At 74.1% G+C, this 10,399-nt stretch carries 9 protein-coding genes and 1 pseudogene; 3 read left to right on the top strand and 7 right to left on the bottom strand.

Translation table 11 applies throughout. From position 1 onward, the window contains the following. Window positions 1–161: 161 nt before the first annotated feature. The 3 genes from A949_RS0129180 to A949_RS0129170 are packed head-to-tail and all read right to left on the bottom strand — an operon-like array spanning window position 162 to window position 3,651. The gene (locus A949_RS0129180; RefSeq protein ID WP_019359595.1) at window positions 162–1,052 is read right to left on the bottom strand and encodes an SDR family oxidoreductase; all 891 of its coding nucleotides are present in this window, start codon (window positions 1,050–1,052) and stop codon (window positions 162–164) included. Further along, window positions 1,049–2,011: an alpha/beta fold hydrolase gene (locus A949_RS0129175; RefSeq protein ID WP_019359594.1), complete on the bottom strand. Its 963-nt coding sequence runs from the start codon at window positions 2,009–2,011 to the stop codon at window positions 1,049–1,051. The genes A949_RS0129180 and A949_RS0129175 overlap by 4 nt, the downstream gene beginning before the upstream one ends. After that, window positions 2,008–3,651, bottom strand: a complete 1,644-nt coding sequence (locus A949_RS0129170) for a flavin-containing monooxygenase (RefSeq protein WP_019359593.1) — start codon at window positions 3,649–3,651, stop codon at window positions 2,008–2,010. Before A949_RS0129170 ends, A949_RS0129175 begins: the two co-directional genes overlap by 4 nt. Before the next feature lie 274 nt (window positions 3,652–3,925). On the opposite strand from A949_RS0129170, the gene A949_RS35010 reads away from it, so the two are divergent. After that, complete coding sequence (locus tag A949_RS35010; RefSeq protein ID WP_019359592.1) at window positions 3,926–4,765, top strand: MerR family transcriptional regulator; 840 nt, start codon at window positions 3,926–3,928, stop codon at window positions 4,763–4,765. On the opposite strand, the pseudogene A949_RS35005 reads toward A949_RS35010, so the two are convergent. From A949_RS35005 to A949_RS0129150, 3 genes and pseudogenes are all read right to left on the bottom strand, one after another. Continuing rightward, a pseudogene (locus tag A949_RS35005) lies at window positions 4,706–5,961 on the bottom strand (cytochrome P450). The gene A949_RS35010 and the pseudogene A949_RS35005 overlap by 60 nt on opposite strands. Before the next feature lie 131 nt (window positions 5,962–6,092). Continuing rightward, complete coding sequence (locus A949_RS35000; protein ID WP_019359590.1) at window positions 6,093–7,019, bottom strand: alpha/beta fold hydrolase; 927 nt, start codon at window positions 7,017–7,019, stop codon at window positions 6,093–6,095. A gap of 203 nt (window positions 7,020–7,222) precedes the next feature. Then, a complete protein-coding gene (locus A949_RS0129150; RefSeq protein ID WP_019359589.1) occupies window positions 7,223–8,026 on the bottom strand; it encodes an exodeoxyribonuclease III in 804 nt (267 codons plus the stop codon). A 208-nt stretch (window positions 8,027–8,234) separates the two neighbouring features. Between A949_RS0129150 and A949_RS0129145 the strand changes: the two genes are divergently transcribed. Continuing rightward, window positions 8,235–8,747 carry a GNAT family N-acetyltransferase gene (locus A949_RS0129145; protein ID WP_019359588.1) on the top strand — a complete coding sequence of 171 codons (513 nt, stop codon included), beginning with the start codon at window positions 8,235–8,237 and terminating at the stop codon, window positions 8,745–8,747. Window positions 8,748–8,782: 35 nt separating this feature from the next. Here A949_RS0129145 and A949_RS35800 read toward each other — a convergent pair whose 3' ends face one another. Then, window positions 8,783–9,553, bottom strand: a complete 771-nt coding sequence (locus A949_RS35800; RefSeq protein ID WP_019359587.1) for an acyltransferase domain-containing protein — start codon at window positions 9,551–9,553, stop codon at window positions 8,783–8,785. Between the two features lie 195 nt (window positions 9,554–9,748). Here A949_RS35800 and A949_RS0129135 point away from each other — a divergent pair, with 195 nt between their 5' ends. Then, entirely contained in the window at window positions 9,749–10,363 is a 615-nt protein-coding gene (locus A949_RS0129135; protein ID WP_019359586.1) for a hypothetical protein, read from the top strand. Window positions 10,364–10,399: the final 36 nt, after the last annotated feature.

Here is a 10,399-nt window from a genome sequence, read left to right as displayed (position 1 = left end):
CGGCCCACCCCCTGCCCGGCGGCAATCTCCGCGGGCCCGGTGGTGCACTGCTCAGGCGCCGAATCGGCATGCCGCGGCTTCCTGCCCCGTGACGGCGGCAGGAAGCCGCAGCGTGTCCGGATGCCGGTGCGCCCCGGCATGGGACAGCGCTTCCGGAGGCGTCAGCGCTCCGCGCGGGCCTTCTCGTCCGCCTCTCCGCCCGCGCCGACGAGCCCGGTGGCCACCCCGCCGGAGGACTCCAGCCGGGCGGCGACGGCCTTCATCTCGCGCTGCCCGAGGGGACCGCCGATCAGCGGGGCGAGGTAGCCGCGGATGCCCTGCATCCCGCGCAGCCACCACTGCCCGTACACATGCGGGGACCGGCGCTCGATGCCCGCGACGAGCCGGTCGACGGCCGGGCCCAGCGGATAGGTCTTGTTGGTGGGCCACGGCAGCCGCTGCCGTACGTCGCGCATCACCTCGTCCGCGTCCGCGCCGCGCACCATGTCGGTGTCGGTCCAGCTCAGATAGCCGACGCCGACCCCGACTCCGCTGTGCCCGACCTCGGCGCGCAGGCTGTGCGCGAACGCCTCCACACCGGACTTGGAGGCGCAGTACGCCGTCATCATCGGCGCCGGGGTGATCGCCGCGAGCGAGGCGATCTGCAGGAAGTAGCCGCGCGACTCCTGCAGTACGGGCAGGAAGGCCCGGCCGGTGACGGCGCCGCCGATGAGGTTCACCTCGATGACCCGGCGCCAGGCGACCGGGTCGGAGTCCATGAACGGCCCGCCCGTGGCCACCCCGGCGTTGGCGACGGCGATGTCGACCTTCCCGAAGTGCGCCTTGACCTCGCGTGCGACCCGGGCCATCGCCTCGTGGTCGGTGACGTCGGCGTGCCAGTGCGCCGATTCGGTGTGCAGGGACGCGCTCACCCGCTCCAGTTCGTCCGGCTCCAGCCCGACGAGGGCGATCCTGGCGCCGCGCGCCGCCATCTTCCGCGCGAGCAGCGCCCCCACGCCGCGCGCCGCACCCGTGATGACGGCGACCTGCCCCTCCAGTGCGACCCTGCTCATGCGCTCTTCTCCTTCTTCTTCGACGGCTTCGCCGCGCGCCCGGCGGTGGCGAGGTGGTCCCGGGCGAGCCCGGCCAGGACCTCGGCGACCGTCCCGGGCTCCTCCAGCGGCGTCATGTGCCCGCGCCCTTCGAGCTGGTGCACGCCCGTGCAGTCCGGGAGCAGGGCGGCCATCCGGTGGGCGTGCGGGAGCGGGGTGAGGCGGTCGTGGGTGCCGGCGACGACGGCGGTGGGCGCGTCCAGGTGCGGCACCTTGGCCGACAGGTCGAGTCCGGCCAGCACCCCGCCCCACGCCGACCGCACCCGGGTGGGGCAGGCGTGCACGATGCGGGCGGTCGCCTCGACGGCGTCCCGCTCGGGCCGGGGCCCGAGCGTGCCGTAGGCGAGGGCCTTGCGGGTCAGCGGGGTGACGGGACCCAGCGGCGCGGAGGAGCCCAGCAGCGCGCGGTGCGCGACCGCGCGCACCCGCTCCGAGCGGAACGGCAGCACCCGGGCCTGCCCCGTCAGATGCTGCGCTCCGGTGCTGCACAGCAGCAGCGCGGCGCCGTGCTCGCGCAGCCGCTGCCGGCCCGCCGCTGCCATGATCGTCATGCCGCCCATCGAGTGGCCGCCGATGACGGCGCGCTCCCCCGGCTCCAGCGCCGCCTCCAGGACGGCACACAGGTCGTCGGCGAGCATGGCGGTGCTGCACGCCATCGGGGTCGCGGGGGCCGGGCTGCGGCCGTGCCCCCGCTGGTCGTAGACCACGACGCGGTGGCCGCCCGCGGTCAGGTCCCGGATGACCGGCGCCCAGAACAGCGTCGAACAGGTCCAGCCGTGGGCGAGGACGACCGCGGGGTCGCCGGCCCGGCCGTGCACCTCGACGGGGAAGCGCACCCCGTCCCCGGAGCGTGCCGTCAGCTCGCGCGCCGGCGCGGGCGGCGCGTAGCGCCCGGTGAGTCCCTGCAGAATGCGGCTCATCGCACGTCCTCCGCGGTGTCGCGGCGGGCCGCGGCGGCACTGCCGCTCCGCGCCGCAGTGGGCATGTCCTCCGCCGCGTGGAAGGCGCCGGTGGCCGCGCCCCGGTTCGTGCTCCCCGCGAGCAGCGGCGCCTTGCGGCGGGCCGCACCCGCGCCGCCGGGGCGCAGCACTTCGTACTCCTCCAGCCACACCTCCCGGGTGGCCTTGCGGAACTCGGCCGTGGTGCCGGGCCACACGGCCACCGGGCGGCCCTGCGCGTCCAGGTACCAGCTCGTGCAGCCGGTCTCCCAGACGCTGGAGGCGATGCGTTCGCGCAGCTTGGCGTTGTAGGTGTGCTGCGCGATCGGCCGGACGTCCAGTGCGGCCTGTTCGCCGCCGCCGAGGGTGTCCAGCTTCCGCAGGTAGTCGACCAGGTAGTTGAGCTGTGCCTCGATGATCAGCACCATCGAGCTGGTACCCAGGCCGGTGTTCGGCCCGATGACGAACAGGAAGTTGGGGAAGCCGGCCACGGTCGTCCCGCGCAGCGCGTTCATCCCGTCCTCGGCCCACGCCTCGGCCAGCGTCTCCCCGTCGGCCCCCTTGACCAGGTGGGCGAGCGGCATGTCGGAGACGTGGAAGCCGCTGCAGAAGACCACCGCGTCGACCTCCACCTCGCGGCCGTCCGCGGAGACCAGCGTGTTGCCGCGGACCTCCTTGAGGCCGGAGTCGACGACGTGTGTGTTGTGCTGCGCGAGGGCCGGATAGTAGTCGTCGGACAGCAGCGTGCGCTTGCAGCCGACGCGGTAGTCCGGCGACAGCTTGCGGCGCAGCTCGGGGTCCTTGACCGCACGCTTCATGTGCAGCTTGGAGATCTTCTCCACGGCGGGCAGCAGGTTCGGGTGGTTGGCGAAGACCTGCGTCTCCAGCTCCCGTACGCCCCACAGTGCGAAGCGGCGCAGCTTCTGGGTGGCGGGGAAGCGGGCGTGCAGTTTCCGCTCGGTGGCGCTGATACGGCGGTCGTTGCGCGGCAGCACCCAGGCCGGGGTGCGCTGGAAGACGGTCAGTTCGCCGACGACCGGCTGGATGGCGGGGATGATCTGGATCGCCGAGGCGCCGGTGCCGACCACCGCCACCCGCTTGCCCCGCAGGTCGTAGTCGTGGTCCCAGGTGGCCGAGTGGAAGACCTTCCCCTCGAAGGAGTCCAGGCCGGGGATGTCGGGCAGCTTGGGCTCGGAGAGCGGTCCGGTGGCGGAGACGACCAGGTCGGCCGTGAGCGTGCCCGCGGAGGTCTCCACCCGCCAGTGCAGCTCCTCCGCGTCCCAGCTCAGCTGCTGCACCTCGGTGTTGAAGCGGATGTGCTGGCGCAGCCCGAAGGTGTCGGCGACCTGCTCCAGGTAGGCGCGGATGTCCGGCTGGGGCGAGAAGCTGCGCGGCCAGTCGGCGTTGGGCGCGAAGGAGAAGGAGTACAGGTGCGAGGGGATGTCGCACGCGCATCCCGGATAGGTGTTGTCGTGCCAGGTGCCGCCGACGGCTTCCCGGCGCTCCAGGACGACGAAGTCCGTCGTCCCCGCGCGGCGCAGTCGTACGGCGGCTCCCAGGCCGCCGAACCCCGTGCCGATCACCGCCACCCGTACGTGCTCCTGCTCGTGCTCGGCCGCCATGCCGCCGCCTCCCGGATCTGTCGCGTGCTGCGTCGTGGGTGTCGCGTCCTGCCGCGCTCGCGCACCGCGGACCCCGAATCGTGCCAGTAATCACTGGCACAGTCATGAGAGTAGGGCAGTCGCATACTCATGGGTAGGGGTCGGCGCGAGGAAAGTTACCGGCGGTCGCACCGAGACGGCCGCGCCCGGCGCCCGGCCCGGAACCGCCCCCGACGCAGCGTCGTCCGCCCGCAGGACGGCGGAGACTCCGCCGACACGACCTAGGCTGGGAGACGTGGCGAGCGCGAACGAGCAACACACGACCGACGGAGCCGGCCCACCCGCCGAGGACCCGGCCGGTGGGCCAACCGCCGGGCAGCGGGAGTTCCGCGCCCACCAACTGGCCGCGGCCGCCGGAATCACCACCCGCACCCTGCGCTTCTACCGCGAACGCAAACTCCTCCCGCCGCCCCGCCGCGAGGGCCGCATCGCCTGGTACGACGACCACCACCTCGCGCGGCTGCGCAGCATCACCGCGCTGCTGGCCCGCGGCCACACCCTCGGCGGCATCGCCGACCTGCTCGACGCCTTCGAGAAGGGCCGCGACGTCCGCACCGCCGCCGAGGTCATGGGCCTGGACAGCGCGGTGGTCACCCCCTTCTCCGAGGAGATCCCCGTCCGGCTCACCCCGGAGGAACTCGCCGACCGCTTCCAGGGCGAGGTCACCCCCGAGAACCTGGCCGACTCCCTGGACCTCGGCTACGTGGCCGTCGACGGCGACGAATTCGTCCACACCAGCCGCCGGCTGCTGGACGGCTCAGCCGAACTGGTCGCCAAGGGCATCCCGCTGGCCGACGTACTGGCCGCGGCCCGCGAACTGCGCACCCAGACCGACGAGATCGCCGCCACCTTCGCCCGCCTCTTCCGCACCCATCTGCTGCCCCGGCAGCAGTCCACCGATCCGGCCGAGCTGAACGACCTGCTCACCCAGTTGGCACCGACCGCCAAACAGATCGTCGAGGCGGAACTGGGCCTGGCCCTGGACCGGCGGGTACGCGCCGAGCTGGAGGACTGGCTAGGCACCGGACAGCCGGACCGGCAGTGCCTTGATCCCGTGGATGAAGTTGGAGACTAGCCGGCGCACCTGCCCGGCCCCTCCCCCTGCTGCAGCAGCTCGTACGGCGGCAGCAGCCGCGCCGCCTCCTGGTGCAGAACACGCAACTGGAGGCGCGCGAAATGGGCACCCATGCACACGTGCGGACCCGCACCGAACGCCACGTGCGGATTGTGCGCACGGGCCAGATCCAGCGTGTGCGGCGCGTCGAAGACCCGCTCGTCATAGTTGGCGGACGCGTGGAAGACCACCACCTTCTCGCCCGCGCCGATCCGCCGCCCCGACAGTTCGAGATCCCGGACCGCGGTGCGCCGGAAACTGAGCACCGGGGTGTGCCAGCGCAGCAGCTCCTCCACCGCCACCGCCTGCGCCCGCACCTGCCCGGCCCGCACCAGCTCCCGCAGGGTGCACTGGGCGCGCGGATGCTGCGCCAGTGCGAGCAACCCGCCCGGGGCGGCACTGCGCACCGTGTCGTTGCCCGCAACCGTCAGCAGGAAGAAGAACATCTCCAGCTCGGCACCCGTCAAACCGTGCGCCAGCGCGGTCATGACATCGTCCGCCGGATGCGCACGCTTGTGGGACGCCAGCCGGCGCGCGTAGTCGAACATCTCCTGGAGCATGGCCGGCGACCGCGGATCGGCCGGACGGCCGTCCGGACCGAGCACGGTACGGGCCTGATCCGGATCCTGGTAGCCGATGATCCGCTCGGTCCACTCCAGCAGCAGCCCCCGGTCCCCGGTGGGCACCCCCAGCAGATCCGCGAGGTTCAGCAGCGCGAAGTCGTCGGTGACGGCGGCGACCAGATCGCAGCTCCCCCGCTCCCGCGCCTGCCGCAGCGCCCCCGTCAGCAGTCTGCGCGCCCGCTGCCGCACCTGGGCCTCGAACCGCTCCACGCGGCGCCGGGTGAAGGCACGGCTGACCAGAGTGCGCAGCCGGTTGTGGGCCGGCGGATCCTGGTTGAGCATCATCCGGCGGATGAACGGCAGATCCTCCGGCGCCGGATCGCGGATCTGGGTGGCGCCCTCGTACGAGGAGAAGTCGCCGGGCGAACGCAGCACCCGCAGCACGTCCGCGTGCCGCGTCACCGCCCAGAACCCCGGCCCCGCGGGCCAGCCCAGCACCTCGTACTCCGGCTGCCAGGCCACCGGCTCGCCGTCCCGCAGCGCACGGAACACCTCGTGCGGCAGCCCCCGCGCGTAGCGGCGCGGATCGAACACGTCCCGGTCGGGGGCCGGTGCGGCGGAGCCCGGGGCCGGTGCGGCGGAGCCCGGGGCCGGTTGCGGGGCGGGTTCCGGAGAAGCAGCGGCGGAGGCAGGGCCCGGTACGCCGGGTTCCGGAACGGCGCCGCTCACGCGCCCTCCCGCCCGCGCGGAGCGCGGACCCCGCCGGGGCCGCCGGGGTCGCCGGGGTCTTGGGGGCCGCCGTTCGGGGCCTCGCCGGGCCGCCCGTCGGCGCGCAGGAAGTCCTCCACCGCTCGCACGGTCTCCAGCGGCGTCTCGTCGAGCGGATAGTGACCGGCCGCGGGCAACTCCACCAGTTCGGCGGCCGTGTACCAGCGCAGCCATGTGGCGCGGACCACCTCGGCCGACAGCACGGGGTCGCCGTCCCCGACCACCAGCCGCACCGGCACCCGGCAGCCCCGCACCTCCCCGTGGAAGTCCTCCAGGGCCCAGGAGTCCAGCCAGCGGCGGAACGCGGCCGGATCGGTGCACGAGACCGACCGCTCGACCATCAGATCCAGCCAGGCGTCCGGGCGGCGGTTGCCCGTGGTGTAGTCGATGATCGCCCTGCGGTTGGCCGGGCGCCGCGCGGCCTCCGCGAACAGCACCCACTGCTCGCCCCGCAGCGGCACCCCGCTCGCCGGCACCGGCGCGATCCCCACCATCCGCCGCACCCGCCCGGGCGCCGCCAGCACCACCCGCTGCATCACGGCCGCGCCCATCGAGTGCCCGACCAGCGAGAACCGCTCCCAGCCCAGCGCGTCCGCCAGCGCCAGCACGTCCCGCGCGGCCTCACCCGCCGTACAGGCACCCGGAATGTCCCGCGCCTCCCCGTAGCCGCGCAGATCGGGGACGGCGTAGCTGAACGTGGCGCGGTCGAGCACGTCGAGCACCGGAGCATAGGCACGCCGGTCCGCGAACCAGCCGTGCACGGCGATCACATGGTGCGCACCGTCACCGATCCGGGTGGCGGGCAAGGCGACGGCACCGGCGTCCGCCCCCGTCCCGTCCGCTCCCGTCCCGTCCTCGGCTCCGCACTCCGCGGCAGCGTCCATGGCGGCCTCCCCTGGGGACGGCGGGGCCCTCGCCCCACCGGCTCCACGGTGGCCCGGCCCGTACCGGCCGCACAAGACCGCGGCATCCGCCGACGCCCCGGCCGCCCGTCGCGGAGTCACGAGCACCCGCCGCCGGCCGGGGAGAGGCGCGGACCGGTTCCGGAGACAGCCGGGCTCAGGCCCCGTTTCGGAAGCCGCCGGGCTCAGGCGCCGTAGTCGACGGTCACCGGCGCATGGTCGCTCCACCGCTCGGCGTGCGTGGCGGCCCGCTCCACGTACGCCTTCACCGCGCGTTCCGCCAGGCCCGGCGTGGACATGTGGTAATCGATCCGCCATCCCGTGTCGTTGTCGAAGGCGCGCCCCCGGTACGACCACCACGAGTACGGGCCGGCGACCTCCGGATGGAGCGCGCGCACGACATCCGTGCAGCCGCCGTCCTGCGGGTCGAGGACCCGGGAGAGCCAGGCGCGCTCCTCGGGCAGGAACCCGGAGCTCTTCTTGTTGCCGCGCCAGTTCTTCAGATCGGCCTCCTGGTGGGCGATGTTCCAGTCGCCGCAGACCAGCACCTCACGCCCGGCCGCCGCCGCCCGCTCCCGCAGATCGCGCAGATAGGGCAGGAACGCCGCCATGAAGCGCTCCTTCTCGTCCTGCCGCTCGGTGCCGACCTCCCCCGAGGGCAGATAGAGGCTCGCGACCGTCAGACCGGGCAGGTCCGCCTCCAGGTACCGGCCGGACTCCTCGAACTCGGGTGTGCCGAAGCCGACCCGCACGCTGTCGGGCTCCCGGCGGGTGAGCAGCGCCACCCCGGCCCTGCCCTTCGCCGAGGACGGTGCCCAGAAGGCGTGCCATCCCTCCGGATGCCGCACCGCCTCGGGCAGCTGCTCGGGCTCCGCGCGGACCTCCTGGAGGCAGACCACGTCCGCGTCGGTGGCCGCCAGCCACTCCGCGTACCCCTTCTTGGCCGCGGCCCGCAATCCGTTCACGTTGACCGTGCTCACCTTGTGCACAACATGCTCCTCATCGGTACGCGCGTCCTTCGCACCATATGCCGGTGCGGCCCGCGACCGACCGCGCCGTCGTCGCCGCCCCACGCCTGCGGCGCCCGCCCTCGGCGGTGGGCTGCCCTGCCTGTGACCGACGACACGGAGCAAGCGTCCGTCCCGCAGCGGCCGACCGGCCGGCCCCCGGCGCTTCCGCCCGCTCTACGATGCCCGCATGCAGATCGTTCCCGTCGGTTACGACCACCCGGACGCCCGGAAGCTCAGCGACCTCGTGCTCCAGGAGTACGCGCTGCGCTACGGCGATCCGGAAGGCGATGCGACGCCGCTGGACCCGTCGATGTTCCAGCCGCCGCGCGGTCTGTATCTGCTGGCCTACGACGCGCAACAGCGGCCGGTCGCGACGGGCGCCTGGCGGGCGCGGGACGCCGCGCACGGGCCGGACGAGGAGGACGAGAACTACGCGGACGGCGACGCCGAGCTGAAGCGGATGTTCGTCGTGCCCGAGGCGCGCGGCCAGGGCCTCGCACGCCGGATCCTGGCGTTGCTGGAGGACGACGCACGGGAGGCGGGCCGCGCCCGCGTGGTGCTGGAGACGGGGCTGCAGCAGCCGGAAGCCATCGCGCTGTACACGTCATCCGGATATATGCCGGCTCCCGCGAAGTTCGGCCACTACCGCTTCCACAGGGAGAGCCGCTGCTTCGTCAAACCGCTGCGCGGAACCCACTGACCGCACCGGAACCTGCGGGCCGTCCGACAACCCGGTCAACAGACGGGCGCGGCGCCCTCTCCGGTCACATCCCCGAACCCGTTCACATCCCCGGTCACGCCTCTGGCGAAGTCGGCGGCCTGTGCGATGCCGATCTCCTCGACGGAGACGACCCGCACCCCGGGCCCCACCGCGTCAGGCCCGCCCCCGGCCAGCCGCGCGGTCAGTGCCCGACCGGGCGGCAGCTCGATCCACCGGTCGGCGCCGGTCCCCCGCAGGGCCGCCGTGACGGCCTCGTGCCGGACCGGCAGCGCGACGGAGCGGGCCAGGTCGTCGAAGACCCCGTTGGCGTCGCCGTGCAGGCACAGACCGCTGGTGCCCGCCACGTAGGGCAGCGTGTGCGCCCGCCGCGGCACCGTGGCCAGGTGCTGTGCCATCCGGATGCCCAGATCGTGCAGGGGCTCCTCCGCCCGCTCCAGGAGTCCCGCGCGCAGCCGCACCGCCCGCAGCGCCTCCGGGAAGGTGAGGAGCCCCGCGACGACGGCCGCCGCGTAGCCGCCGAGCCCGTGGCCCGCCACGGCGGCCGGGAGGACCTCCTCGTCCTCGACCAGCGCCCGGGCACCGGCCACCCCGGCGACCAGCAGACTCACGTGCCGCGCCACCTCGGACCCGGCCAGCGCCTCGGCGGTGTCCAGCTCCGCGACCCCGCCCGGATGGTCCCACTCGGCCTCGGCCAGCACGGTCGCCGAGGCGGCCGTGTCCGGCAGCCGGTGCAGCATGCCGGCCCGCAGCGAGTCGGGGCCGGGGAAGAGGAACGCGACGCTCATGGGGCCACCCTCACCCGCCGCACCCCGCCGGTGCCAGTCGCAGCACCGCACGGATCGCGCGGCGCGGCACCGGACGGGACGGGACCGGTCGAGGATCCGGGCCGCGAGGGCTGCCGTCGGGACGAATCCGCAGGTCGCGCGGGTGCCGCCGGACTGGGGATGCCGGAGCCCGGGAGAGCGCGGATCGTGGGTCGTATGACGGAATACATCGTGTGCGCCGACTTCACCGACCGGGGAACCGGGCCGGCACAGCACGCGCTGGAGAAGCTGGAGCGGGCCCACAGCCAGGGTGCGCTCGACCTGCGGGAGGCCCGGGTGATCAGCCGGGACCCGAACGGGCACGCCGAGATCCTCGGCGAGGTGGACCACATCAGCGGCGCCGCGGGGTTCGCCGTCGGCAGCCTCGTCGGTGCGCTGGTGGGCCTGGTGGGCGGGCCGCGGGGTGCCCTGCTCGGCTTCACCACCGGGGGCCTGATCGGCGGCGGCCACGACGCCCGCCGGGTCGTGGAGACGAACGAGGGGCTGGAGGAGCTCACCGCGGAGATCCCGCCCGCGAGCACGGTGGTGGTGGCCGATGTGAAGGAGACCTCCACAGGTGCCGTGCGGGAGGCGCTGGGACCGGGTGTCAGCCACTATCTGGCGGCCGCGGTGCGGCAGGAGGTCGAGGACATCCTCTCGAAGCCCCAGTCGTGTCCCAACGCCTCCGACGCGCCCACCGGATCCGCGACCACGGGGCACGAGCCGGGGCGCTTCGGCGAGGGCGAGAGGGAACGGGCGAGCGGCCGCGAGACGCACTGGTGGCGGCGCTAGCGGAGACCGGCCGCGGTCGGCGGGGCCGACGGGGCG

The sequence above is a fragment of the Streptomyces sp. AA1529 genome, assembly GCF_000280905.1.
In the GTDB taxonomy this organism is placed as follows: Bacteria; Actinomycetota; Actinomycetes; order Streptomycetales; family Streptomycetaceae; genus Streptomyces.
Note: the sequence above shows the minus strand (reverse complement) of the source record. Positions and strands in the feature narration are given on the sequence as shown.

What these genes read in the sequence shown, in the direction of transcription:
- A949_RS0129180 (WP_019359595.1), bottom strand. Translation starts at nt 1,052, where the DNA reads ATGAGCAGGGTCGCACTGGAGGGGCAGGTCGCCGTCATCACGGGTGCG.
- A949_RS0129145 (WP_019359588.1), top strand. Translation starts at nt 8,235, where the DNA reads ATGCAGATCGTTCCCGTCGGTTACGACCACCCGGACGCCCGGAAGCTC.
- A949_RS0129135 (WP_019359586.1), top strand. Translation starts at nt 9,749, where the DNA reads ATGACGGAATACATCGTGTGCGCCGACTTCACCGACCGGGGAACCGGG.
- A949_RS0129170 (WP_019359593.1), bottom strand. Translation starts at nt 3,651, where the DNA reads ATGGCGGCCGAGCACGAGCAGGAGCACGTACGGGTGGCGGTGATCGGC.
- A949_RS0129175 (WP_019359594.1), bottom strand. Translation starts at nt 2,011, where the DNA reads ATGAGCCGCATTCTGCAGGGACTCACCGGGCGCTACGCGCCGCCCGCG.
- A949_RS35800 (WP_019359587.1), bottom strand. Translation starts at nt 9,553, where the DNA reads ATGAGCGTCGCGTTCCTCTTCCCCGGCCCCGACTCGCTGCGGGCCGGC.
- A949_RS35000 (WP_019359590.1), bottom strand. Translation starts at nt 7,019, where the DNA reads ATGGACGCTGCCGCGGAGTGCGGAGCCGAGGACGGGACGGGAGCGGAC.